At 42.6% G+C, this 25,179-nt stretch carries 17 protein-coding genes; 7 read left to right on the top strand and 10 right to left on the bottom strand.

Annotation, left to right across the window (positions count from 1 at the left end; all coding sequences use genetic code 11):
* Positions 1 to 7 precede the first annotated feature (7 nt).
* From ACL6C3_RS21670 to tatA, 3 genes are all read right to left on the bottom strand, one after another.
* The gene (locus ACL6C3_RS21670; protein WP_413161120.1) at positions 8 to 4,099 is read right to left on the bottom strand and encodes a tetratricopeptide repeat protein; all 4,092 of its coding nucleotides are present in this window, start codon (positions 4,097 to 4,099) and stop codon (positions 8 to 10) included.
* A gap of 148 nt (positions 4,100 to 4,247) precedes the next feature.
* Complete coding sequence (locus tag ACL6C3_RS21665; RefSeq protein ID WP_413161119.1) at positions 4,248 to 5,879, bottom strand: CAP domain-containing protein; 1,632 nt, start codon at positions 5,877 to 5,879, stop codon at positions 4,248 to 4,250.
* Positions 5,880 to 6,406: 527 nt separating this feature from the next.
* Positions 6,407 to 6,595: a twin-arginine translocase TatA/TatE family subunit gene (gene tatA, locus ACL6C3_RS21660; RefSeq protein WP_413161118.1), complete on the bottom strand. Its 189-nt coding sequence runs from the start codon at positions 6,593 to 6,595 to the stop codon at positions 6,407 to 6,409.
* A 187-nt stretch (positions 6,596 to 6,782) separates the two neighbouring features.
* Here tatA and ACL6C3_RS21655 point away from each other — a divergent pair, with 187 nt between their 5' ends.
* On the top strand, positions 6,783 to 7,517 hold the full coding sequence (locus tag ACL6C3_RS21655) for a phycocyanobilin:ferredoxin oxidoreductase (RefSeq protein ID WP_413161117.1): 735 nt from the start codon (positions 6,783 to 6,785) through the stop codon (positions 7,515 to 7,517).
* A 161-nt stretch (positions 7,518 to 7,678) separates the two neighbouring features.
* Here ACL6C3_RS21655 and ACL6C3_RS21650 read toward each other — a convergent pair whose 3' ends face one another.
* Positions 7,679 to 8,563 carry a hypothetical protein gene (locus tag ACL6C3_RS21650; RefSeq protein ID WP_413161116.1) on the bottom strand — a complete coding sequence of 295 codons (885 nt, stop codon included), beginning with the start codon at positions 8,561 to 8,563 and terminating at the stop codon, positions 7,679 to 7,681.
* A 294-nt stretch (positions 8,564 to 8,857) separates the two neighbouring features.
* Here ACL6C3_RS21650 and ACL6C3_RS21645 point away from each other — a divergent pair, with 294 nt between their 5' ends.
* Together ACL6C3_RS21645 and ACL6C3_RS21640 are read left to right on the top strand one after the other, a co-directional pair.
* A complete protein-coding gene (locus ACL6C3_RS21645; RefSeq protein WP_413161115.1) occupies positions 8,858 to 10,939 on the top strand; it encodes a DNA polymerase III subunit gamma/tau in 2,082 nt (693 codons plus the stop codon).
* A 148-nt stretch (positions 10,940 to 11,087) separates the two neighbouring features.
* Entirely contained in the window at positions 11,088 to 12,563 is a 1,476-nt protein-coding gene (locus ACL6C3_RS21640; protein ID WP_413161114.1) for a sensor histidine kinase, read from the top strand.
* Positions 12,564 to 12,576: 13 nt separating this feature from the next.
* Here ACL6C3_RS21640 and ACL6C3_RS21635 read toward each other — a convergent pair whose 3' ends face one another.
* Both ACL6C3_RS21635 and ACL6C3_RS21630 read right to left on the bottom strand, forming a co-directional pair.
* Positions 12,577 to 13,251 (bottom strand): response regulator transcription factor, encoded by a 675-nt coding sequence (locus tag ACL6C3_RS21635; protein WP_413161113.1) that lies wholly within the window; start codon positions 13,249 to 13,251, stop codon positions 12,577 to 12,579.
* 362 nt (positions 13,252 to 13,613) lie between these two features.
* Positions 13,614 to 14,417, bottom strand: a complete 804-nt coding sequence (locus ACL6C3_RS21630; RefSeq protein WP_413161112.1) for a GUN4 domain-containing protein — start codon at positions 14,415 to 14,417, stop codon at positions 13,614 to 13,616.
* A gap of 346 nt (positions 14,418 to 14,763) precedes the next feature.
* Between ACL6C3_RS21630 and ACL6C3_RS21625 the strand changes: the two genes are divergently transcribed.
* The gene (locus ACL6C3_RS21625; protein WP_413161111.1) at positions 14,764 to 16,848 is read left to right on the top strand and encodes a protein kinase domain-containing protein; all 2,085 of its coding nucleotides are present in this window, start codon (positions 14,764 to 14,766) and stop codon (positions 16,846 to 16,848) included.
* Between the two features lie 60 nt (positions 16,849 to 16,908).
* A complete protein-coding gene (gene bioD / locus ACL6C3_RS21620) occupies positions 16,909 to 17,622 on the top strand; it encodes a dethiobiotin synthase (protein ID WP_413161110.1) in 714 nt (237 codons plus the stop codon).
* Positions 17,623 to 17,725: 103 nt separating this feature from the next.
* On the opposite strand, the gene recJ is transcribed toward bioD, so the two are convergent.
* The 3 genes from recJ to ACL6C3_RS21605 form a co-directional block, all read right to left on the bottom strand.
* On the bottom strand, positions 17,726 to 20,161 hold the full coding sequence (gene recJ, locus ACL6C3_RS21615; RefSeq protein WP_413161109.1) for a single-stranded-DNA-specific exonuclease RecJ: 2,436 nt from the start codon (positions 20,159 to 20,161) through the stop codon (positions 17,726 to 17,728).
* A 176-nt stretch (positions 20,162 to 20,337) separates the two neighbouring features.
* On the bottom strand, positions 20,338 to 21,117 hold the full coding sequence (locus ACL6C3_RS21610; RefSeq protein WP_413161108.1) for a PD-(D/E)XK nuclease family protein: 780 nt from the start codon (positions 21,115 to 21,117) through the stop codon (positions 20,338 to 20,340).
* A 210-nt stretch (positions 21,118 to 21,327) separates the two neighbouring features.
* Entirely contained in the window at positions 21,328 to 21,624 is a 297-nt protein-coding gene (locus tag ACL6C3_RS21605) for a hypothetical protein (RefSeq protein ID WP_413161107.1), read from the bottom strand.
* Positions 21,625 to 22,063: 439 nt separating this feature from the next.
* Here ACL6C3_RS21605 and ACL6C3_RS21600 point away from each other — a divergent pair, with 439 nt between their 5' ends.
* Positions 22,064 to 22,360: a DUF4090 family protein gene (locus ACL6C3_RS21600; protein ID WP_413161106.1), complete on the top strand. Its 297-nt coding sequence runs from the start codon at positions 22,064 to 22,066 to the stop codon at positions 22,358 to 22,360.
* Between the two features lie 67 nt (positions 22,361 to 22,427).
* Here the strand turns inward: ACL6C3_RS21600 and ACL6C3_RS21595 are convergent, their stop codons facing one another.
* The gene (locus ACL6C3_RS21595) at positions 22,428 to 22,859 is read right to left on the bottom strand and encodes an ArsC/Spx/MgsR family protein (protein WP_413161105.1); all 432 of its coding nucleotides are present in this window, start codon (positions 22,857 to 22,859) and stop codon (positions 22,428 to 22,430) included.
* 816 nt (positions 22,860 to 23,675) lie between these two features.
* Between ACL6C3_RS21595 and ACL6C3_RS21590 the strand changes: the two genes are divergently transcribed.
* On the top strand, positions 23,676 to 25,064 hold the full coding sequence (locus tag ACL6C3_RS21590; RefSeq protein ID WP_413161104.1) for an AAA-like domain-containing protein: 1,389 nt from the start codon (positions 23,676 to 23,678) through the stop codon (positions 25,062 to 25,064).
* Positions 25,065 to 25,179: the final 115 nt, after the last annotated feature.

Below are 25,179 nucleotides of genomic sequence, written 5' to 3'. Positions count from 1 at the left end.
CTCCCAATTAATTGGCTTGTTTAAACTCATTCCAAATGTCATCAACAGAATAGAAATCTTTGAGTAACTCATAGTCTAGCGCATAAAATTCTATCAGCTTTTCTAGAGAGTCTTGAGTTAAATCTTGAAGGGTGATTTTCGGCCCCTCTGTTTGCAATTTGGGTAATTCAATCTCCCGACCCAACTTTTCAGATAAAATCCGCTTCAGCGCTTCTAAATCCTCAATCTTACAAAGAAAATCATAGGCGGCTAACTCTTGACCTAAAAATAAATATTGAGGCTTTGTATGATGATTAACTTCCTTGGAAATTTGCACGTATTTTTCAAGTTCCTTTACAAATTCATTGATTGTAGGATCGGACTTTAATCCCGCCTTCTCCAATTTTTCCGGATTGGGTTTTATCCGTAAGTCACCTTGATAGATCACAAGATTTTTATAACAGGATAAAAATCTTTTGACCGGATCTCGAACCACAGCAAATTTGAAATAATCCTTCAAACTTTTCAAGTCTCGGACATATTTAATACTTTCATTCCAAAACTCATGTATCGACTTTTTAGACTCTTTTTCAGAATAATGACGCTGAAATTCTAAACTATAAATTAGGTTCTTTAAACTGGTACAGGCACACTTGGGAATTGGGGTATAAATCCAACCGAGCCTTTCTAAACTTATGATTTCAACCCCCCGAATACCCAAAGCTTGATAAACTTTTAACGGTTGTTTTTCATCGAGTGCTAATGACTGGCGATAGAATTTCAGTCCGGCTTCTTGATTTCCTTGCTCAATCATAATATTTCCCATTTGTCGATATAGACCGGCATCTTCTGGAAACTTATCCATTGCCGTTAATAAAGTCTGAATTGCTTGGTCGGGTTGGTTCAGTTGCACCAAGAGATTATATAGCTTTTTGTAGACAGAAAGAGGTTGATCCGGATCGATTTTAATCGAGGTTTGAAATTGTTTGACAGCCGTTTCTATCTCTCCCAATTTTATCGCTTTTTTAGCTTGTTGTAAATAGCTATTGGCATCTTCTTCTTGAGTTTGCGGATCGATATCTTTTTCGATCAAACCCATTTGGGGTAAATTAAACTCCTGGGGTTTAATATTGTTTTGATAAAGAATCTTGGCAACCAAAACATCCTCATAAATTTCTCCGCGAACAGATCCGGGGTATTTGGTCGTATATTCAAACAAAATTTTTAAGCTATTTTGTGAGAGAAAATAACCCTGTCCTCCCCCACACCACGAAGTTAAATAGGGTAAATCATAGGGACTTTTATCGACCTCAGCAGACTCACATTTGCTAAAATGCCACGCTCGACCGATGCTGTAACCATCTATTGTTCCCGCATAGTCATAGGAAGAATCCGCCAGCCAATTAACCGTTTGTACGAATCTATTTTTATCTTTAATCCAACAATCATCATCGAGTTTCAAAACCCCCTTAAAATTATGACAGCAATAGACATATTCTAGGGATTTAAGAACCTTTAGCGACAGAGATTCATAATTATCGGGACATTTAACATAGAGAATATCTGATTTCCATAACCAATCCGAACTGAGGTTAGGATCGGCCATAACAAAGCAATAGGGAATCCCCAAAGTTTGATATATTTTTTGCCTCAAAACCCGAAGTTTATCTTCATTTTTTTGACAGCTAATAACCATTAATAACACTTTATTTTGACTCTGCTCGTCTGTTAAGAACGGAGAGGTTTTCAGGATTTCCTCATGCTGTTGTTTGAGGAGATATCTAATTCTAGGTAGACAGGATTGATTATCGGGATTTAAAGTTAAGCTTCTTTTAAAAGAGGAGAGGGCTTGAGTAGATTGACCGCTGTTTTCTTGATATAAACCCAGATAAAAATAAAGAATTGATAGAAGAATGTGTTGGGCTTCAAATGCACGTTGATTATTATGAACAAAATCAATAATTTTCTCAACCCATTCGGGCTGACTCAAATTTAAACTAACCTTAGCAAGTTGTATAGCAGAGAGGATCAAAACCAACGGTTGGGGTTTAAAATTATTTTGGAACCGTTGATGGCGGGAATTTTGATAAACTGTAATTGTTGATTGATAAACCGCCCAACCGGTTTCAAACTGACCCCGTTTAAAAAGTTGGTTAGCCTTTTGAATATTGTCAATTGCGGGATTAGATTCACACGGGGTATTCTGGCGAACAAAATCGTCGAGTATAGAATCGATTTCTTCTAAATTACCCGTTCTTAAAAATAGATGACAAAGCAGGGGATAAGCCTGTTGAAATTTTCCCCGTGAAATCGCTTTTTTTCCGCTTTGAATTGCGGCTTCTAAGTGACCTTTTTTTAGATATAAATTAGCCAGTCCTAAATCGGCTTCGGGTAAATTTTCAACCGACTGTTTTAACTTCGTCTCGGCTTGCTGAAACTCTCCAAATTGAATTAAAATAGCCGCACGTCTGAGATGGGCGATGGGGTATTGAGGGAAAGCATAAATTACCTTTTCCCATTCTTCTAAAGCCAGTTCCCACTGTTGCGATCGCTCTGCAACTTGACATAATCCGCAGAGTCCTTCATAACTATCTGGAAACTGTTTTGAGATGTCTGTGAAAATTATTTTAGCCTCTTCAAACCGACCCAATTCTATCAACGTCGAACCTTTCCCCACATGGGCTTGAAGATTGTCCGGAAACCTTTTTAAAACCTGTTCCCAACGTTCTAAAGCCAGAGCATAATCCTGACATCTTTGACCAATTCTAGCCCAATTTAGGAAGGCTTGCGATTTATCGGGAAAGTTTTCAATCAGTCGGTCAAAGAACGTTTTCGCCTCATTAAATCGACCCAATCCCAGTAAAAGATTTCCCTGACCCATCAGAGAAGGAAAATGCTGATAATCAATTTTTAGGGCGGTTTTATAGTTGATTAATGCGGCTTTGGAAGCTTTGAGATAATTGATTTGAAAACCAGCAAAATAACAGTAAAAATCGGGATTATTTGGCTCGGCTAGAATTGCATTTTGATAAATCTCAACTGCGGTTTCAATATGACCCAAATTAGCTTCGGCGAGCGCCCACTTACTATAACCCGTAAAATGTTTAGAATCGATCTCAATTGCCGTTTTATAATAAGATATTGCTTCTGAGAACTTGCCGATTTTTGTCAGGGAATCTCCCAAATTAATTGTTAACCAAAAATCTAGGGGCGAAATTTCCAATCCTTTTTGATAGAAATTAATCGCTTCTGAAAAATTATATTTCTCTTGATAAGCATCACCAATTCGCCTGTAGGAATTAGGATTTTGAGGATTAATTTCCAGCGCCCGTTGATAGTGGTGAATTGCTTCTGTGAGTTTTTTTAGCTGAAAAAAACAGTTTCCAACATCCATATGCCAGTAAAAATTGTTGGGATTTCGGGCGATTGCCAATTCATAATAATCAATCGCTTTGGTAGAATGTTCCAAACTTCTGTAGAGATTTCCCAGTCTTTCGTAGGGGCGAGAATCTTGCGGATCGATTTCAATAATTTTCTCGTAGCAAGCAGCGGCTTCCGAAAAATTTCCTTGTTCCTTAAACAGATTTCCTAACTTCAGATGAACAGATATATTATTGGGATCGATTTCCAGCGTCTTCTGGTAGTATAGAATAGCTTCAGAGACTTTTTCTATCGCTTTGAAAGCATCTCCCAGACCGATATAAACCCAGGGAAGACTCGGGTCAATTTCAATCGCTTTTTGATAAAATTCAATAGACTGCTGCCAATTTTTCAGCACTGCATAAGCACCGCAAAGTTTTGAGAGTGCGCTAACGTGCCGGGGCTTTTTATTCAAAACAGCTTGGTAGTTTACAATCGCCTCGGAGAGTTTTTCTATAGCTTTGAAAGCATCTCCCAAACCGATATACAGCCAGGGTTGATTTTGATCAATTTCAATCGCTTTTTGATAGTAATAAATTGACTGCTGCCAGTTTTTCAGCGCTGCGTAAGCATCGGCGATTTTCGAGAGTGCGGTCACATTTTGAGGATCATCTTCCAAGGCGGCTTGATACTCAACAATAGCCCGGTCATACTTTTTATCATTCTGAAAGCGATCGCCAAGCTGAATTTTTGTATCCATATTAAGACAGGCAGCTAACAATTCCAAGGGTTAATCTGTCTTATTTTTACGAGAAATGAGAGTGGAATCAGGGCGATATCTACAAGACATAATGCAGTAGATATCGCCCCGGAAAAGATTAATTTATTGCCTCAGTAAGTAACGGTCGTTAAACGGGTCGTTCTTCAACAAAGCTGAAACCGCTATCAAAATCCGTCAGACTAACACCAACTACCAGACCCACACGGTCGGTTCCCTGCCAGAGAATTTCGGTGCCAGAACCCACAGAATTGAGAGTATAATCACCCTCAACACCGTTTAACTGAATGATATCCTCAGCCCGGTTGAACGTCCGAACCTCCGCATAATCGCTGGCATTTCCTCCCAGATAGTAAGCGGTGAGTTCATCCCCGAGAACAAAAGTATCGGCATCCTCACCACCTTGCAGCCTATCAACTTCTCGGGTTCCGGGATTAGCAGCAGCGGGGTCAACGCCGATGAGGACGTCGTTACCCTTCCATCCCATAACCGTGTCATTACCGACACCGCCAATAACAGTATCATTACCGACACCGCCACCAACGTTATCGTTGCCATCGCCCCCGTTGAGGAGGTCATCTCCGGCTTGTCCTTGCAGGACGTCATCGCCGCCATCGCCGTTGAGGGTATCGGCATCGTTACCGCCTCTGAGGGTATCGGCATCCTCGCCCCCGTTGAGGGTATCTAAACCATCGCCCCCTTGCAGGATATCACTGCCAACACCGCCATTAATCACATCGTTACCTGTCCAACCGGTGAGGGAGTCATTGCCGTTATCACCGTTGAGTTGATCATTACCGGCACCGCCACCGAGGGTATCGTTGCCATCGCCACCACTAACTGTATCGTTACCCGCTGCGGCTTTAATTAGGTCATCATTCACAGTACCCGCGAGGTGATCATCTCCGGTGGTCGGTTGTGGGGTACTCGGAAGCAGATCGGTTACTAGATCTTGTTTAACATTTTCCGAGGCCACCGTAACTTGATAATTTGCCGTATCGGTTTGACCGTCCCCATCAAAATCGCCGGAAAAGGTGAGGTCGTAGGTGGCACCGGCATCGACATCGAGACTGTAACCCCCGGAAGACCAGGTTGTGGTGGTGAAACTGATGGCGTTATTGGCCGTATTAACCGCCGTAACCGTTATCCCTCCAATTCCTTCACCAACGGTATAGAAGTCGTTATCGGTGACTGCATCGGTGTAGGCAACACCCGTAATAAACGGCCCGCTACTGCCGGTGTAGGCGAAATTCTGGGTCGTCATCACCGAATTGAAGGTGGTACCGCTAGAGGAAGTATACTCTCCCAGGAGAGAAGAAAGACCGATTTCCTCGAAGCTGCCATTCATCAGGTTAATACGATGGCCCTTACTCTTAAAGAGGCCAATGTGGTTCTTCTCAACAAAATCGGTAAAGTTGGGCGTACCGGTTGTTCCGTTGTAAGCAATATTTTCTCCGCTACCCCAGCCACCGGTGAAATTATACCCCGCATTCTGCATCCGTTGATATGAACTTGTACCCCCTTCTCCGGTATGGCTGAATACATCGTTATCCAGCATCCATTGACTGTGACCATTGGCGGCAGTATTGAGGTTGAGGTTAAATGCTAAAGGTTGTTTGGGAGTGGTGGAAAGTTGATTCGGATCAAGACCTTCATTCAAGTCTCCATTGAGATAAAGATTCGCTTCTGCTTGAGGATTCAAGCGACCTCTGTTGATCAATTCGAGCATGAATTGGTCTTGGGCCGAAGGATAATTGCTCATAGTTTTCTTGAAATTTTAAACAAGTTTGACGAAATAGCAGTCGAATCGACGATCAATAACAATTTACGAAGGCATTAAATTCAAACAGGAAAAAGTTAGAATTGAAGTTGATTCAATCCCGTTCAGCCTTCGATACAGCCCAGTTAAATTTTTATAAATTTGCGCTGATCTCATGTCACGCCCATACCGAACCTACACGGAACTTTCGATAGGGCCGGGATTCAAAGCGTTTGAGATGCCCGATTTGTGTTTTTTCCCAGACCTTAACCGAATTCCAAATCAGAAGTTGAGATGGTTTGATACTCGGATTATAAAATATCAAGTTTTCAATTTAAAAATCAACAAATTTTTGTAAAAAGCTGTCTCGAGATTTGTAAAGATTTAGCAAATAGATTTAGCAAATACAAATTCTCGGTCTAGATGTCCTGTGGCACAATTTTAAACTTGAATCAAATCTTAAAAAAAGAAAAACTACGCTTGTACTATCAAACTATCAAGCGTAGAATCTTCTCTGGGATTTCCCGGTTCTAGTTGCCGTCGGATTTTTTCAGGTCCGGGTTTTCTGCTTCGGTTTCCGAGTCATTTTGCATTTCATCTTTGAAGCCTCGCAAGGCTTGACCGAGGGTTTTTCCCAACTCGGGGATTTTCTTTGGCCCGAAGATCAACACCGCAATTAACAAAATTACCCCCATTTCCGGCCATCCTAAACCAAACATCGCCACCTCCTAGACGCAAACAGACACCTCGATCATAGCGGGAAAGGTGGCCGGAGTAGAAAACAGCCAGCAGTTGGGTGAAGCTTGATGTTCAAAAAGGCCGATCAACTGATATTCTAGATCTACAGATAGTTAAATCAGGATTACTCACAGATTTTTTCAGGCGACAACGACCAACAACTTTTCTATGGTAGAAGCATCAACCACCACTCTACGTCAACAACAACATTCTTTAATTCGTCAACTTGCCAACCGAATTGAAGCGATTTGGGAACAATATCTCGATCTTGAACCCTATCACCTTCCGGCGGAATTGGGCTATGTAGAAGGGCGACTGGAAGGGGAAAAACTGATTATTGAAAACCGTTGCTATCAAACCCCACAATTTCGCAAGCTACACCTGGAATTGGCAAAAGTCGGTCAGAGTTTGGATATTCTCCATTGTGTAATGTTTCCTCGGGTGAACTACGCTTTACCGATGTTTGGGACGGACTTGGTGGGAGGACGGGGAAAAATTAGTGCGGCCATTGTTGATTTATCTCCGATTTATCCCAAACCCCATCTTCCGAGTGATTATTACACGGCTTTATCTTCTTTACCTCATTCTTTTTCACAGCCTCGCGATATTCCCGAATGGGGGGATATTTTCTCGGAATTTTGCTTATTTATTCGTCCGATGGATGAAGCGGAAGAAGCCGAGTTTTTAAACCGAGTAGATGCTTATTTGCGGGTTCACTGTCAATATGCGATCGCTCAAAATCCGGTTTCAGCCGATGTAGAAACTCAAATACAAGCCGCTCAAAAATATTATTGTACCCAACAGCAACAAAATGACAAAACTCGACGGGTTTTAGAAAAAGCGTTTGGCACAGAGTGGGCAAATTATTACATGACAACGGTATTATTTGATTATATCGAATGACCGCCAGATCGCCCGAAAAAATGAGGAATGAGGACTAAAACATGAGCAATGAATCAACCGAAATCCAACCGCGTTTTCGGCTTAAATTTTAGGTGAGATGTTTTTCGAGATTTTAACCGAAGAATAGACCACCCAACCCACCCATTCACCCCCAAAAGTCTCTAAGAATTAACTTCTTGACTTTTCGGAGATTTTGATTTTTTACCGCTGCTTTTTGACGATTTTTTAGTTCTTTTTTGAGAGGGAGTCTCACCCGGAACAACCGCTCGTTGGATACCGCTACCGGGAGTTTGACGAGTCGTTCTAAAGGTAACATTCATCCCTTCATTAGATTGTTCTAAAACTAATAATGGAGTGGGTTTCGCTTTTTGATCCCACTGAATTTGTACAATTCGACCTTGAATAGTCGGTTGCCAATTTTCCCGATCATCCGAAGGACTCAGATAAGTTTCTAAACAGTCAATAATTTGATTAATTGTCGTTGAAGTTGCTTGTGTTGGAAGTTTCATCAGTCGAATTTGAATCCGAAACAAGATCCGTTTTTTAGTCGTATTTCCCTGTCCGGTTTCATACTCAACATCAAAGATAGAATCCACTTGGCGACCGGTTCCGGCGGTGCCTTTTTCTCCGACTGCCGCTTGAGTTGGACGCAACGCAATAGCAATTTGCTGCTTAACTTTCATCTTAATTTGAACAATAATGGCATAGTGGAAAACATCTTCCGCCATTCGCATTCTCAGATAATCTAAGTTAAACTCGCGAGAGTGAATTAGGTCGGGATTCTTCTCCATTTTAGCAATAGTTGCTACCGCCAGTTTATATTTTTTTTGTAACTCTTTATTTCTAAACTGCTCCATTTTCAGTTGCTTGTTTAGGTCTTGAGTTTTTAACTTAAACAAAATGGAGAAAACAATCAGAATCAGCAATAGGATTCCCGTTGCTCCCATCCAAATGATCTCCGGCGTCAGAGGTAGAGATTCATCAGGACTCGGAGGAGGTGAAGCTTGAGCAAGTTGGGTTTCTGTGTGGACGATTGGCACTAACATAAGCTTTAATTAATAAAAAAGGCTCCAGATTCTAGTCTCAATACCATTGTAATCGTAGATTTCCAAGGATTGGATATTTCTACATCTCAAACCGACAAATCTATAATAAATCTTGTTAGCAGATGTGAAACTCCGTCTACTTCCCCACAAACGAACAAAAATTGAGTCAAGGGAAGCCACGATCGCTCCCAACAACACCTGCACAAAACCCTATCATAGATACAGAGATTCTGATAGCGTTAGGATAGATATATTTAAACTGAGCAAATTTTTTTTGGATCTGACCGTCTAGTTGTGACCTACGAACCCCTCCACCACAAATATCGCCCTCAAACCTTTGCGGACTTGGTTGGCCAAGATGCGATCGCCACCACCCTCACCAACGCCATCGACCGTCGGCGTATCGTTCCGGCTTACCTGTTTACGGGGCCTAGAGGAACCGGAAAAACCTCCAGCGCTCGAATTTTAGCCAAATCTCTCAACTGTTTGTCTGCCAGTCAACCAACCGCGACTCCCTGCGGAACCTGTGCCGTTTGTCGGGGTATTGCTAACGGTTCGACTTTGGATGTGATTGAAATTGACGCGGCGAGTAATACGGGAGTTGATAATATTCGAGAATTGATCGAACGCGCTCAATTTGCACCGGTTCAATGTCGTTATAAAGTGTATGTAATTGATGAATGCCATATGCTCAGTGTGGCGGCGTTTAATGCCCTGCTAAAAACCTTGGAAGAACCCCCCGAACGGGTGGTTTTTGTTCTGGCGACAACCGATCCGCAACGGGTTTTACCGACGATTATTTCTCGCTGTCAGCGCTTCGATTTTCGTCGAATTCCTCTCGAACCGATGGTAAAACATTTAGAACAAATTGCTCAAAAAGAAGAAATTCCCATCACTCTAGAAGCGGTTAAAATGGTCGCTCAAATTGCTCAAGGCGGACTCAGAGATGCGGAAAGTTTACTGGATCAGTTAAGCTTACTTGCGGGTGAAATTGATGTGGAACGGGTTTGGGATTTGGTGGGCGCCGTTCCCGAACGAGATTTACTTGAACTGTTAAAAGCGATCGCCTCGGAAAATAGCACGACGGTAATTGATTCGGTTCGTCAACTGTTGAATAGAGGACGAGAACCCCTAATCGTTCTGCAAAACTTAGCGGAATTTTATCGGGATTTATTAATCGCAAAAACTGCACCCGAACGTTTAGATTTAGTTAAATTAACTCAACCGACTTGGCAAGAACTTTGTCAATTTTCCCATGATTGGGAAATTTCGACAATATTAGCCGCTCAAAAACATCTCCGCGAAAGCGAAACTCAAATTAAAAATACCACCCAACCCCGTCTGTGGTTGGAAATTATTTTACTGGGATTATTACCCTCCGCACTCAGTCATTCTGTGTCATCGGTTCAGTCTTTTCCAACTCAAAGTTCACCGCAACCGAGAACAGTCTCTCAACCGTTTGTCGCGCCTTCATCTCCCCCGCAAAATTCACCTTCTCCCGCACCTTTGCCCTCGCCCGAAGCCCCACCTAAACCGTTAGAAAAACCCGGTGTAGAACCTTCAAAAACCGTCGCTCATCAACCGTCTGATCCGACACCGAAAATACCGGAAAATCACCCGGCAGAAACAACAACATCTTCATTTTCTGCTGATACAGAAAACTATGATCTCGAAGAAATTTGGCGGAGGGTTCTCGAAGAAGTTAAACCTTCAGCAACCCAAGCTTTATTGCGTCAGCATGGACGTTTACTGAGCATCAATACAGAAGTTGCTGATATTGGTTTTCCGAGTCAAGCGTTGTATAACATGGCAAAGGGAAAAATTCCTCATATGGAAGCTGCTTTTCAACGGGTGTTTAACCATCCTATTAAAGTTCGCTTGGAAGTGGGAACCCAAAAGAAAAATAGTTCTCCCAAAGCTTCCTCTCCCCAACAAACTGAAAATAAACCCGTTGAAAATAAACCCCCTGAAAATAAACCCGTTGAAAATAAACCGACAGTTTATCCTCGGGAAAATCCTCAACCCGAGAAACTCTCTGAAGCTACTTTTAAATCAGAATTTCCGGTTGAACCGTTACCCGTTGAACCCCCTGTTAAACCGCGAGAAATTCCCCCTCAAAATTCCCCGTCAATATCTCCTCAAGACCCAATAATTTCCGATGATTTACCGCAAGATCGGGTTATGCTTGCTTCTCAAAAACTGGCGAAGGCGTTCGATGGAGAAGTGATTCATTTAACCGAACAAAAAGGTTCGACACCTTTAAATAATTTGTCTGGAGTGACAGGAGAAGATCTATCTACAGAAGAACTATCTACTTTTGAAACAATTATCGAACCGGAGGACGATGAAAACGATCAAAATGATGTCCCTTTTTAAACCTTTTTTCGGGGTTGGAGATGTTCTCAGCGACTTCTCAGTTAAACTTCAGTTATCATTCAGTCTGTTAGCGTTGAATAGAAGGGGAGGATAGATTTATTTTCTATTAAGTTTAGCTATAATTGTAGGTTTTTATTGAATTAAATTTATGGTAGACGTTTTAAAAACGAACAATACAAGCCTGGGAAATTGGATGTCAAAACACTTTTCTTTTGCTCGAAAAGGGAAGATTTTACCTCCCGCTTCCTTAAAATTTCAACTCACCTTAGGGATTACAATATTTTCTGTTTTGAGTTTGGGAGGTGTGACGACTTGGACGAGTTTGAGAATGCAGAAGTTATTGGTTGATAGTCATAAATATAAAATTCAAGACATGGCGAAAAAGTTTTCCCATGAGGTAACGGTTTATAGTGAAATGATGTCTCGGGATGCGGCGATTAAAAAAGTAATTCAAAAGCCAGAGTTTCAAGAGCATTTAGTTTGGATTCGAGATAATAACGGAGATATTATTACTCAATCAATAGGGTTTCAAAAGGAGATTGATCCTCAAACTCACGGTTTACTTTTAGAGTATACCAATATGCCGTTAAAGCCGAAAGTTGCTTTAATTAGCGATCGCTATTGGGTGGCCTGTGGGGGACCATTTTGGGTTTCCAATCAACGGTTAGGTAAATTGTATTTGGTGACGGATATTACCCGAGAATATACTATTTTTTTATCGATTGTTTATAGCTTGATTCCGGTCACGATTTTTGCGACGGTTTTATTGGTGGTTATTAGTGCTTTGTATATTCGCAAATCTTTAGAACCCCTACAAAAAATGAGTCAGCTTACCGAAACGATTTCGGCTGATGATTTGTCGGATTATCGTCTGAAGTTAGAACAGGCGCCGAGTGAAGTTTCGATGCTGGCGAATACTTGTAATAAGATGTTAGATCGGCTGTCGGAATCTTGGGAACAACAGCGACAATTTGTTAGTAATGTTTCCCACGAGTTACGAACTCCGTTAACGATTGTTCAGGGATATTTACAAAGTACATTAAGACGGGGAAATAATCTCACTCCTCCCCAACGAGAAGGCTTAGAAGTGGCTGCCAATGAAGCCGAACGCACGATTCGTTTATTGCAAGATTTACTGGAACTGGCTCGCGCCGATCACGGAAATCTACATTTTCAAATTGAATCTTTTGAGGTGAATAGTTTACTGTCTGAAGTGCGAGAAATGGCGCAACAATTTAGTCAGGGTCGAGTTCGTCTTGAAGCGATTCAAGGGAATATTCAGGTGAAAGCCGATAGAAATCGCCTCAAACAAGTGTTACTCAATTTAATTGATAATGCGATTAAATATTCCGAACCCGAACAACCGATTACTTTGAAAGTTAAAGCTAAAAATCAAAAAGTTTATCTGAGTGTTTGCGACAAAGGACAGGGTATTCCTCTACAGCATCAAAGCCGCATTTTTGAACGGTTTTATCGAGTTGATGAAGCTCGAACTCGCGCCGGAGGAACGGGTTTGGGATTGTCGATTGTTAAGACTCTAGTTGAAGGAATGGGAGGTCGGGTGACGCTGCTTTCTAAACCGGGAGAAGGAAGTATTTTTACGGTGATTTTACCCGCGAGTTAACGGGATGTTGTGTCTATTCTCGCAACACGTATCCCACACTGCGAACCGTTTGAATGAGTCGAGTTTCTCCCGAGGATTCTAACTTAATTCGCAGATAACGAACGTAAACTTCAATAATGTTTGAATCTCCCATAAAATCATATCCCCAAACTTTTTCGAGAATTTGATCGCGAGTGAGAACTTGACGGGGATGACTCATCAAATATTCGAGTAAATCATATTCTTTGGCGGTTAAATCAATTAAACGATTACCCCGTCGGACTTCCCGAGTTTTTCGATCTAAACTTAAATCACAAAAGGTTAATAAATCAGAATCGGATTCTTGAAGACGGCGAATATGCACCCGGACTCGCGCTAAAAACTCTTCCAAACTAAAGGGTTTAATGATATAATCATCAGCACCGGAGTCTAAACCGGTCACGCGATCGCTAACTTCATCTTTGGCGGTTAATAAAATGATCGGAACTTGGTTATGACTCGCTCTTAAACGCCGACAAATTTCGATCCCCGACAATCGGGGTAACATCCAGTCTAAAATGATTAAATCGGGATTAGATTCTCTGGCTTTGACTAACCCATTCATTCCATCATTTTCGACGGTGACTTCATATCCTTCGTAGGTTAACTCTTGTTTGAGAAATTGAGCAAGTGCTTCTTCGTCTTCAACGAGTAAAATCTGGGTACTCATCGGATTTTATTCTGGTAAATTCTAGGGTTGATCGTGAAACTTAACTTCTCGATAGAATGCTAGCATTTTCAACTTTATATCCTAACAAATTTGCAGAGTTAATCCTAGAAAAAAAATTGAAACTTGCTAAATTTGAGCTTTTCGGGTAAAATCAGAGGTACATGGTATATTGGGCTTACTCTGTCTTTAATCTCGAAAATGAGATCACGGTGTGGGTTGCGAGGAAGTACCCGCCAAAAACCCGGTTTCTGCTCTCAACACAGAGCCGCCAATGTAAGGAAGTAGAAGAAAGCGGGTTTTTTACTCTGAACTTCTGACGACTGAGCAAATCGACCTGACGACTTCTTTAGTCCCGACACCGGTTAAAACTTACAACTTTTAAGACGTTCAAACACCTCATAAACAACAACGCGAGACAAAGAAATACACCACCAAACCACCCACCAAGCGAAGCCAACGGGAAGATGACCTTGAGGCGATCGCAAATCAAAAATCAAGTCATCATAATCCAACCATTGCCCCTGTTTTCGCCATCCCAAATAATCCCCCAAATCGGCTTCAGAAGCGGACTGTTTTTGATTAGCCAAACTTTCCCAAATCCGTTTTTGTACAGAAAAACCAAAATGTCCGCGACTGTATTCAAGCCAGAGTTGATTAATCGTAAACAGATCGGTACAAGGAAAATCGCGAATAGCGTAGAGGTCAAGATAACCGACCTTTTCGCGTTTGGCAGCCAACAACATCAGGCGAGTAGTTTCCTCATCAGCTTCTCGCCACTGTCTGGCTTCCAAAAGACAACGAAGCGGAGTATAATTAATCCCCCGCTCCGAGCGTAATTCTTGTAAAGTTTTCGAGGTAAAAATCAAAGTTTTAGAAGTCAAAATCTCCTGAGGTTCTCGATTAAGAGATAGATCCTTCAAACGGTCAGTTTGAGCAATTTTTTCTAAGTCTTGTAATTTTTCCCACACCTGTCTGGCCCAAGCCTCTTGTAGACTCTGGCGTTGTTGAAAAGCGGGTGGACAGGGAGTCAAATCCCAACCACAAACCGAACAAAAAGAAACCATTTCCGGTTGATATTCGTTTTGACAAACAGGACAGAGAACCATCAGATTAAAATGAGTCCATGCTAGATCCGTCTTACCATTGGGAATCACCAGGCTGGTCATCAGACAACCTCAAGAGGTCCCCAAATCGTTAAAATCGCGATCGCCCACTTCCTTTTATCAGGAAATTTTCCAGTGCTTCCGTAAAAGTCGGGATCAAATTGAGTAACCGTTTGAGAAACTGGTCTACAAAACGACTAGGCAAACTTGCCAATCAGAGTTAAAGTAGAAACAATTTTCTTGGGGAGAACTTTCCCCAAAACCCCTGTTTCTCACAAAACCGTTGTCTGTGTATCAATCCCTCTACCCGACAGCCACAGGGAGAACAGTTAAAGAACTGACCACTGAGCGCTGACAAAATCGTTCATCTAAACTTTAGAATTGAAGAGCTTCTCTCTATCGACCTTCTATGCAACCTGCCATCCCACTCGGAACAGTTCTGCAACATCGCTACCGCTTGATCGATATTTTGGGTCAGGGGGGGTTTGGTCGTACCTATTTAGCCGAAGACCAAGGACGCTTTAACGAACGCTGTGCGCTCAAAGAATTCATTCCCCCGACGACGGAAAATTACGCCTTTGAGAAGTCCAAAGAACTGTTCCGGCGAGAAGCCCAGGTTCTCTACCAAATAAAACATCCCCAAATTCCTCAATTTTGTGCAGTCTTTGAAGAAAACCAACGCCTATTTCTGGTTCAAGACTATGTAGAAGGAAAAACCTATCACACCCTACTCAACGAACGAAAAAACGCCCCCCCAGGCTTTCCCACCACCTTCTCTGAAGCGGAAGTCTTGCTGTTTTTGCGAGAAATCTTACCCATTCTCGATCATATTCACAGCCTGGGAATCATTCATCGGGATATTTCCCCCGATAACATTATTCTCCGACAACGGGATCAACTCCCGGTTTTAATCGATTTTGGGGTGGTCAACGCTTTGGCGACTCAAATTCATTCGACGGTGGGAACCTTACCCCCCGTTACCCGAGTCGGGAAAATGGGCTACGCACCCCTCGAACAGTTGCAAACCGGGAAAGTCTCCCCCAGTAGCGATCTTTATGCGTTGGCGGTGACAACGATTGTACTGCTGACCGGTCAAGATCCCCATCAGTTACTCGATCAAGCCACTCTCACTTGGAATTGGCAACCCTTGGCCATTGTCCGTCCGGCTTTTGCTCAAATTTTAAACCGGATGCTCAGTCGTCAACCGGGCGATCGCTATCAGTCGGCGTCGGAAGTCGAACGGGCTTTACAAAGCCTCGATCCCGCTCCCGCTCCCGCTTCTTCGGGTTCATCAACCGGGGCGAATTTATCGGAAATGAAAACCCTGGCGGTGGGAAATCAACCTCTTGTTCACAGTCCGGGGAGTTCCCACCCGAATCAATCAAATCCGAGTATTCCCGCCACTTCCCCGAAATCGATTTGGGAAAATCCCTGGGCGATTATTGCGACGGGGATCGCGGTTGCACTGCTGACCGGTTGGGGAACGGTAGCGTTAATTCGCAGTTTAATCTCCTCCGACGAGGAAAAACCCGGTGAAACTCCCCGGGTGGTGATCAGTCCGCCGTCTACACCGAGTCCGACTCTCGAACCTTTTCCCTCTCGCACTCCCCAAGCCAGACCGACTCCCAGACCGGAACCGACTCCCGATCCGACGCCGGAACCGACTCCGACTCCCGAACCGATCGTTCGCCGTCTAGATGTGTATCCCGATGGGCCGGAAGCGGTCAAAAAAGGTTCTGTCACAGCCACCGAAAGAACCGATTATATTGTCTCGGCGGCCGCCAACGAACAGCTTTATGTGTCCATTTCGGGCGAGGGTGTGTTATTCAGCCTCTACGATCCCGAACAAAATGCGGTGGCTCAAGAGGTTTCTTTGTGGCAGGGAACGGTGTCTCAGACCGGGGACTATATCATTGAGTTACAAACTTTACCCGGATTTTCCAAAAGCGATTACACCCTGGAGGTGAGTCTGGTTAACACTCTCCCCCCCATCCTTCCCGAACCGGAACCGACTTGGGAGCCGGAACCGGAGCCGACTTGGGAACCGATACCCGAACCCATTCCCGAACCGATCCCGGAACCGACTTTTGAACCGGAACCGATTCCCGAACCGACTCCGACTCCCGAACCCCTTCCCGAACCCACTCCGGAACCCACTCCGACTCCGACTTTTGAACCGGAACCGATTCCCGAACCGACTCCGACTTTTGAACCGGAACCGATACCCGAACCGGAACCGGAACCGACTTTTGAACCGGAACCGGAACCGGAACCCACACCGGAATTGATTCCCGAACCCAAGCCCGATGAACCTCCGAAATCTTCTCAGGAACCGAAAATTAGAGTCTTTCCCAAACCTGAAGATCCGGCTCAAGAGTCATCGGAACTCGAACCGACTTCTTCTTCTAAATCTGAGCCAAAAGAACCGACTTTTTTTCCTGAAACTGAACAAGAAGCTGGAGAGGAGAATATAGATAATAATGATACCGGTTGAGTTCATTTTGCTCGGGATAAATATCAGTCAATTTCCTGTTTTTTAAGGCGATAAGTTATTATGATGAATTCACTTTTGATTTCTGCAAGCGATACGGAAGCGGGGAAAACGGTATTAACAACCGCTTTGATTGCTTATTGGAAAAAATATGTTTGTTCTCAGCGTTTGGGGGTAATGAAACCTTTACAGTCTGGGGTTGGCGATCGCGAATTGTATAGTCAACTTTTTTCCCTCGAACAGTCTCCCGAAGAAATTACTCCTCTCTATTTTGAAGCGCCTTTAGCCCCTCCTATTGCAGCCGAACAAGAAGGGCGTCGGGTAGAATTAGAAAAGGTTTGGGCGGCTTTTTGTAATCTCCAACAGCAGCGAGATTTTATTTTAATTGAAGCGCTGGGCGGTTTGGGTTCTCCGATTACCCACGAGTTAATTGTAGCGGATTTGGCGCGAGATTGGCGTTTACCAACGGTTTTGGTGGTTCCTATTCGGTTGGGGGCGATCGCGCAAGCGGTTTCTAATGTGGCTTTGGCTCGTCGAATGGGGGTGAATTTGAGAGGAATTGTTCTTAATTGTGTTCAACCTTGCGAGCAACAAGAAATTGAGAATTGGACTCCGATTGATTTGATTGAATCGTTAACTCAAATTCCGGTTTTAGGGATTTTACCTTATCTGGAAAACCCCCACGATGTTAATCAATTGGCTCAAGTTGCAACAAATCTCAATTTAGAAGATTTATTACCCAGTTTGACGCTAAAACCTTCTGTTGCTCTCTCGTAAGAAGGAGTTAAAACAGCGGGTTCGTCGTTGCGCTTGAGCGCAGAAAAAAGGGGGCTGACGCCCAACTACAAACGTTCGCTTTTCTATCACCTTTTTCGATTTCCTAAAATTTTAACTCGGAAGAAACGGTAGACAATTGATTGAGAGTTTGATGGGCGATCGCTTGAATGGTAGAGAGGGGAACTTCACAGAAATATTTTCGGCGAAATTGTTCTTCTCGAATAGCGGCTAAAAACCTTTGAAGTAACTCCGAAAATTCGGCTTGTTGTTCGGCTTCAGTTGTTTCTAGACTTTCGGTTTTGATGATAAAAAATTCGCGATCGCGATATTCGATTTTAAATCCCAATTGTCTCAAACAATCAAACCCCAACATCAAGCTTGAATCACCAATGGTTAATGTTTTCTGTAATTTTTTCCGACTGACCGATTCTCCGGTTCGACTTAAATATTTGGCAATTCCGATCAGTTTTTCCCAAATTTCTAGCGGTGAAATTTCCGGTTTGGGTTGATAAGCCAAAATTAACTGGTGTTGAGGATGAATTAAACGCCGAAACCACACCCGCAACTCATCCCAACTCGTCGGACAATCTTTAATCATTAAAGGTTTTATCCCGTTTAAAAGTTCATCTTCCGAGTGATTTTGTTTCTCATTTCGCCGATCAATAATATAATCTATTTTCGGAGAAATTGGCTTTACATCTGAATTTTCAGCCGATCTAACTTCTAACAACCTCACTTCATAGCGTTTGTTATAAGTATTAAAATCAAGTTCGACAACAGCATCACAGCGTCCCTCGGGAAGTTCATCTTTGTAATGACCCCACCACACCCCCGGAAAGCCAACTTGTACCGATTCATCCCACAGTTCAAACGTGGTTTTAATATAAGAAACCTTCTGACCTCTAATATCTTTTTCGTTTTGATTCCAGGGGTTGCTAAACCAACAATTTTCGATTAAAATATGGGGGACAGGATTACCCATTCCGCAGGGTTCTAATACTTTTAATTCTTGAAACAAATCCTTCCCCAATTCGGCAACGGTACAAACCAAATCAACCTGTACAATTGGTTCCAAACCTCCGCCGGGTATCTGTTCTATTTGTTCGCGGAGTTGGCGGTTAATTCCTTCTGTAAACATCGGAATATTTTCTACAGGTAAACTCAACCCCGCAGCGAAGGGATGACCGCCAAATCGATGTAATAAATGGGCCTGACCTTTAACCAATTCGTACAGATCAATTTGATTAACCGAACGGGCCGAACCCCGGGCAAAAAGTTGACGATTTTCTGGGGTTTGTGAATCTTCTAATTCTAAACTTCCCCCAACATCGCTACTTAATAAAATCGTCGGTCGTCCGTATTCTTGGGCGATTTGACCCGCCACCAGCCCCAAAACTCCCGTCGGCCATTGGGGGTCTGTTAATACAATTACACAAGTGGTTGATAAGTCTAATTGGGCGAGTTTTTTGATGACATCTCGGGTAACTTCTCGCTGAAGCGACTTGCGGCGAGTGTTGGCGAGTTCGGTTTCTAAAGCCAATTGATTGCAGCGTTTTTCATCCCGACTGGTGAGTAATTCCACACAAAAACTTGCGTCTCCGTGAATGCGACTCACCGCATTAATTCTTGGGCCTAAACCAAAGGAAATATCCGTCGGACGGTCTCCGGTTCGTTTGCACAAATCCAATAATTTTCCGACGCCGGGACGGGTGGGATTTTTCTGTTGTTTTTTCAGTTGTTCGATGCCACATTGGGCGAGATAACGACAATCTCCCGTTAACTGAACCAAATCGGCAATTAACCCAATTGCCACCAAATCTAACAAATCTTCTAGGGGTTGTTGGGGAATATCTGGTAAGGTTTTGTAGAGGGCTTCAACCAGTTTATAAGCAACAGCAACCCCGGATAAATGATACATGGGATGCTGTGGGGATAAATTGCGGGGATTAATAATCGAAACGACGGGCGGACGTTCGGGCGGTAAGGTATGATGATCGGTAACAATTACATCAATTCCTAACTGTTTGGCGTGTTTAATTTCAGCCAGATTTGTACTTCCCGTGTCGCAAGTGACAATCACCCGCACCCCTTGTTGGGCTAATTGTTCAATTCCGGCAATATTCAAGCCGTGAGACTCGGTTAAACGGTTAGGAATGTAGTAGGATAAATAGGCCGAAGCATCTTCTGTGGTTGCGTCTATACTTCCCTTTTGGTTAAAAAATTGACCCAAACCTTCCCACAATACAGAGGTTGCGGTAATTCCATCGGCGTCAAAATCTCCCCAAATGGCGATCGCTTCGTCGCAGTTTCGGGCAATAACTAATCGATTCACCGCCCATTTCATCTCCGATCCAAACTCAAACGGACTGCTTGGTTTGTAGAGGTTGGCGTCGAGAAAAACCGCCAATTGTTCGGGGGTTTTTATTCCCCGAGAAATGAGTAATTGTGCCGCAAAACCTCCGTTTATCTGGGGGATATGCTCGCGAATTGCCGGAATCATCCAGTCGGGAATCTCAACAGTCGGCTGAATTTGCCACATGGGGATTGAGTTTGAATTGGATTGAATTTAGAATTGGAGGAAGAAAATATTGACAAGATTTACATGAGGACTTACCTATAAACCCGGTTGGTAAACGAGATTTGAAAATTTAGACAGCGATCGCCGAAGAAGAAACCGGGTTTTTCTGCCAACCCCTGTATAAATCTCCCAGAGATTTAGATCGGGATTTCTTCAATTGTAGCGAGATTTGGCAATTTGTTAACGTTCAATTCCCCAAATTCCCCAAAATTATCCTCGGTTTCCTGAAGACGCTGACAACGAACGGCAAAAGAACAAGATTGACAAGATCCGGTTGAGATTTCGACTTGGGGAAAGGATTCTCCTTGTTCGTAGCGGTGGAGATATTCGTCGAGTTGGGCGATCAGTTGGGCGAGATCCTGTTGAGTTTGTTGATGTTTTTGGCTGTCGTAGGGAAGGGATAAATATTGTGGCCCCGAATTTTGATTTCCTTTGACAAACCAATAAGTCATTGAAATTTGTTCGGGTAAATAATCGCTGGTTTCGACTAACAGATAAGGATAAAGGCGAGTTTGCCAATTGTTTTTAATATGAACGTAATTTTGAGGACGGGGGTAGGTTTTCCAGTCGAGGATTTGAGCGGTTTTCTCATCGGCAATTAACAAATCATACACCCCAATTAAAAGATGTTCTCCAAATTTTAGCGTTCGCAGATGTTCCGCATCTCGAAAGGTTGGGTCGGGAGAATTTGAATTTGAACGAAAAAGAGCGGGAGCCGCTTGAATTAAGGCGCTTAATTCTTGGGCGAGTTGAGGATTTTCTGACATTAAATCTTCTATCGGTAAGCCCAATTCTCGCTGCTGCATTAACAGGTGAAACCGATTTCCCCAGGCGAGGCGTTCTTCTTGATCGGGAGAAGGGGGAGAAATCAGTTGATCTAAATAGGTTTGTTGAAACCGACGCGGACAAACTGACAAAATGTTGAGTTGTTTCTGCGAAAGTTTCATGGGCGGGCAAACGGATCATCTTTTTTGGGTTTTTTAATTATAATCGTTTGGGGGGTTTTTTGTTAAGCGCTTTCTCCAAACCACCACAAAATGAGCTTACTGAGGTTAGTAAACTCACTTTGCGCGACCCTGATTTTAATATAAAATTGTCTTAAATTCCCAAACAACATCTTTGAGGAACTAATTTTGACCCCAAGGATCGCGACAACCTAAATGAACAACTTGTAACTCGGTTCCCGTTGAATCCGCTTGGCTTTCCAGACCATCAATAATTTTATTTCGTGTATTTTTAGCGTTCAAACGAGTTGTTCCACTGGCATCACCGCTCATCCAATCTTCGTCGGCGAACTTGTACTTAAACCGACAAACAATATCATTTGTTACCCCACTTTGGGTATATTGAGCCTGAGCGGGTTGGGTTGGAAATAAGCCGATACCGAGTGCAGCTAACACAACTAAACTGAACATCTTTTTCATGGTGTTCTCCTGGATAAATATCTCTGTTTTACGCTTCAATTATTACTTTAAGAGAAGATTATTAGGAAAGATTAAACCCGGAATTAAGTCCGATTGAGGGGAAGATTAATTTAGGCTGAGTTGAAATTAGATTTTGTTCAGAATTTCTCAAAGGTGGTAATTCTGTCGGATTTCCACCGACTTGGAAACAGACAGCAAAGTTAAATTTCTGTCTTTAGAGAGAAGCGAATGTTTTTCGTTCAAAAATTTAATTAAAAAAATTGGAGTAAGTATAGATCTATACGGACGATCCGCCGACTAAACTGCTACTGTATAGATAATCCAGCAATACCGAGCGTAATATTCCACTCGGCTCACCTGTTGAGGTGGGCTTTTAATTGTTTTGAAATCCGGGCAACCAAATCTGATAGAATTGTTTCGGTAAAATTCGGACTGAAATATGACATCAGACGCTCAAAGTACCCAAGGTGCAGATGCAGTCGATCGGGCGATCGCGGAGGGAATCGATTTAGATGGTAGCCCAATTCCTTCAGAAAAACTAAATCTCTACAATCAAGTGATGGGATTAGAAGCCGGACGTCAACGCAGTGGGGTATCAAATACAATGCGATCGCGGATCGTGCGGATCGGCGCCAAACACATCCCCCAAGACGAACTGAATCAAATGTTAACTGAGGCGGGTTTTGAAGGGCTAAAACCGAAAGAAATTGCGTTTTACTACTCCAGTAAATCTTAGTTTAATTGTTAGAAATAAGGGCGCAAACTGTAGCGCCCGAAAGATTTTGAACTGAACCCGTAAAACTTTAATGACTGTGAGTTTTACAGGGGGTTTCGGCGTGGGAACGGGGACAAGTTTCTAAGTCTTCAGAAAGGGGAGTGGTGGAATTTAAACCGATCCAAGTGTTGATCGCATCGGGATCGAAGCCAACCCGACAAATTTCTCCGACTTGAATTAAGGGGCGACGAATTAACAGCGGATCGGCTATCATTAAATTAAGAGCGATTTCTTCACTGACTTGACTGGGATCAACTTCTCCCGATTTAATGCGGGGTGCGCTACGATTAAACCAGTCTGCTACCGGTAAATTCCCGAAAAAAGGACGGAGTTTCTGGGGTGTCCAAGATTCAGTTAAAAGATTGCGAGCATCTAAATGGTGGCCTGCTGCTTGTAGTAAGCCTTTTTGCTTAGTGTTATTTTTACATCCGGGTTTTTCATAGAAGACAACATTAGCCATAATTCATACTCCTGGCATTTATTTGTAATGTACAGTTTGGTCTTTTTCGGCACTATCAAATTCGATACAGATTTAATATTTTGTTAACTTTTTGACGAAGATTAACTAACTTTAGATATTGACAAATGACCGTGTTTGTGCGTTAAAACCCGGGGGACAGGAATAGGGACAGTGAGTAGCCAAAACCTATTTAGTATACTTGAAAACTCAGTATCATCGCATCTACCAAAAGACTAACTTTATGTATTGTCGAAGGGGTATTAACCCTGGCATATTAATACTGTGACTGGTTTTGTTGAGGTGGACTGGCTAACGTGAAATGATTAGCGTTGCCAGTTCAATTTCTTAAAATCCGTAGTGTAATTCTAAAAACTCTATAGGTTTTCGTAGCGGACTGACTATCAGAGTTATAGAGTGGAGACTTTAAAAACTTTTTATACTTTTCAAACATTAAAAACTTTTTAGACTTTTTAAACTTTTTAGACTCACTTGCTCACCTTCAGACTTTTTAGACAGTTTTCTAGACTTTTTGTGCTGAAACTCCTTGAGTCGTGATCTCTTGACTCAGTAATATAATTTTCAATGCTTCTGATCACCGAAGCAATAACCTCCAAGAAATTTTTGATTACTATACAGCTAGAAAGTGTAAAAAAACAGATAGAAAGATATCCCTCCCTGGCCCAATTGTTCTAAATAAATTTTATCTGAACTTTTTAAGAGGGCTAAGAATATGAATATGACATTCCTCAAAAATTAAAGTCAATAGAAAATGCGGCTATACTAGACCGAGAGGAAACTATTGGGTGAATTTTAGGGATGGGTGTTCAAGAAATAGTAGAGTTGACCGATACTTTAGTCAGTATTCGGACAGGGAGTCCTTTAAGCTATATTCAGAAAGTGATTCTGAGCGAATCCTTGCAGGATGTAAAAAAAACCTACGATCAAATAGCGATTGAAAATGGCTATTCTCCCAGCTACCTCAAAAATGGAGCGGCGCCGAAATTATGGAATCTCCTTTCTGAAATCCTGGGTGAAAAAATTAGCAAAACCAACTGTCGTTTTCTTCTCGAAAAACAATTAATCAAGTCAGGAGAACTCAATCAAAGCGGAGTCCAGGATACATCCGAGGTGACTAACATAGAATCCCCGGAAGGACAAGTACCCCTCACCTCTCGGTTTTACATAGAGCGCGCGCCCATCGAATCAACCTGTTATCAAGAAATTCAAAAACCCCGTTCTTTAATTCGCATCAAAGCGCCGCGTAAAATGGGAAAAACCTCCCTGATGGTAAGAATACTGGATTTTGCTCAAAATCAGGGATTTAAAACCGTAAAAATTAGTCTCAACCGTGCAGAAAGTGAAGTCTTATCCTCAAGCGAAAAATTTCTGCGCTGGCTTTGTGCCAATAGCGCCCGCCAACTGGGATTAGATCCCAAACTCGATGAATATTGGAATGAAGAAATGGGGGCTATAGTCAGCTGTACCCTCTATTTTCAAAGCTATTTATTTGAACAAATTAACAGCCCCATCGTTTTAGCACTCGACGAACTCAATCAGCTTTTTGAATATCCATCGCTGAGGCGAGATCTACTCGTTCTCCTGCGTTCTTGGCACGAAGAAACCCGAGACCTCAGCCAATGGGAAAAACTGCGTATACTGCTCGTTAGTTTAACAGAAATAGACCTTCGCATCGACACCATACCCTATCCGTTTAACATGGGTTTATCTGTAGATTTACCCCCTTTTACCTCCGAACAAGTCTTTAATTTGGGGCGGTATCACGGGTTAAATCTCTCGGCCGATGAGTTATCCCAATTAATGGAATTAGTCGGGGGATTTCCCTACCTGGTGAGATTAACTTTTTATCACAGCGTCTTACAACAAATAGAGCTAAAAGATCTAATTGAAACCGCTACCAGTGACACCGGAATTTATAGCGATCACCTTCAAAGTCAAGCCTGGTATCTTCAAGAAAATCGGGAGTTAGCGATCGCCTTTCAAAAAGTTCTCAGCGCCGAAAGCCCAATCCCAGTCGATCAAGTTGAAGCGTTTAAACTCTTAAGTTTGGGGTTAATTTATCTCGAAAACGATCGAGCAAGAATTAGCTGTGAACTCTACCGCCAATATTTTCACTGTAAAATCAACAATCCCACTCCCTTAAACTTGACTCTGAACCCCGAACAGGAAAGAAAGAATAGGCTTTAAAAATAAGCTTTGAAAATAATTTTTCTTTTTTCTCCTTAAAAGGAGAGGTCTTCAACCTGATTAATTAATCATCAATCATCAATCATCAATTATCCATTATCCATTATCCATTGAT

Source organism: Capilliphycus salinus ALCB114379 (genome assembly GCF_047276495.1).
In the GTDB taxonomy this organism is placed as follows: domain Bacteria; phylum Cyanobacteriota; class Cyanobacteriia; order Cyanobacteriales; family Microcoleaceae; genus Capilliphycus; species Capilliphycus salinus.
The sequence above is the reverse complement of the archived record's forward strand: the minus strand, read 5'-3'. Positions and strand labels throughout refer to the sequence as shown.

What these genes read in the sequence shown, in the direction of transcription:
- ACL6C3_RS21665 (WP_413161119.1), bottom strand. Translation starts at nt 5,879, where the DNA reads ATGAGCAATTATCCTTCGGCCCAAGACCAATTCATGCTCGAATTGATC.
- tatA (WP_413161118.1), bottom strand. Translation starts at nt 6,595, where the DNA reads ATGTTTGGTTTAGGATGGCCGGAAATGGGGGTAATTTTGTTAATTGCG.
- ACL6C3_RS21670 (WP_413161120.1), bottom strand. Translation starts at nt 4,099, where the DNA reads ATGGATACAAAAATTCAGCTTGGCGATCGCTTTCAGAATGATAAAAAG.
- ACL6C3_RS21590 (WP_413161104.1), top strand. Translation starts at nt 23,676, where the DNA reads ATGGGTGTTCAAGAAATAGTAGAGTTGACCGATACTTTAGTCAGTATT.
- recJ (WP_413161109.1), bottom strand. Translation starts at nt 20,161, where the DNA reads ATGTGGCAAATTCAGCCGACTGTTGAGATTCCCGACTGGATGATTCCG.
- ACL6C3_RS21655 (WP_413161117.1), top strand. Translation starts at nt 6,783, where the DNA reads ATGGTAGAAGCATCAACCACCACTCTACGTCAACAACAACATTCTTTA.
- ACL6C3_RS21625 (WP_413161111.1), top strand. Translation starts at nt 14,764, where the DNA reads ATGCAACCTGCCATCCCACTCGGAACAGTTCTGCAACATCGCTACCGC.
- ACL6C3_RS21605 (WP_413161107.1), bottom strand. Translation starts at nt 21,624, where the DNA reads ATGAAAAAGATGTTCAGTTTAGTTGTGTTAGCTGCACTCGGTATCGGC.
- bioD (WP_413161110.1), top strand. Translation starts at nt 16,909, where the DNA reads ATGATGAATTCACTTTTGATTTCTGCAAGCGATACGGAAGCGGGGAAA.
- ACL6C3_RS21635 (WP_413161113.1), bottom strand. Translation starts at nt 13,251, where the DNA reads ATGAGTACCCAGATTTTACTCGTTGAAGACGAAGAAGCACTTGCTCAA.
- ACL6C3_RS21640 (WP_413161114.1), top strand. Translation starts at nt 11,088, where the DNA reads ATGGTAGACGTTTTAAAAACGAACAATACAAGCCTGGGAAATTGGATG.
- ACL6C3_RS21595 (WP_413161105.1), bottom strand. Translation starts at nt 22,859, where the DNA reads ATGGCTAATGTTGTCTTCTATGAAAAACCCGGATGTAAAAATAACACT.
- ACL6C3_RS21600 (WP_413161106.1), top strand. Translation starts at nt 22,064, where the DNA reads ATGACATCAGACGCTCAAAGTACCCAAGGTGCAGATGCAGTCGATCGG.
- ACL6C3_RS21650 (WP_413161116.1), bottom strand. Translation starts at nt 8,563, where the DNA reads ATGTTAGTGCCAATCGTCCACACAGAAACCCAACTTGCTCAAGCTTCA.
- ACL6C3_RS21630 (WP_413161112.1), bottom strand. Translation starts at nt 14,417, where the DNA reads ATGACCAGCCTGGTGATTCCCAATGGTAAGACGGATCTAGCATGGACT.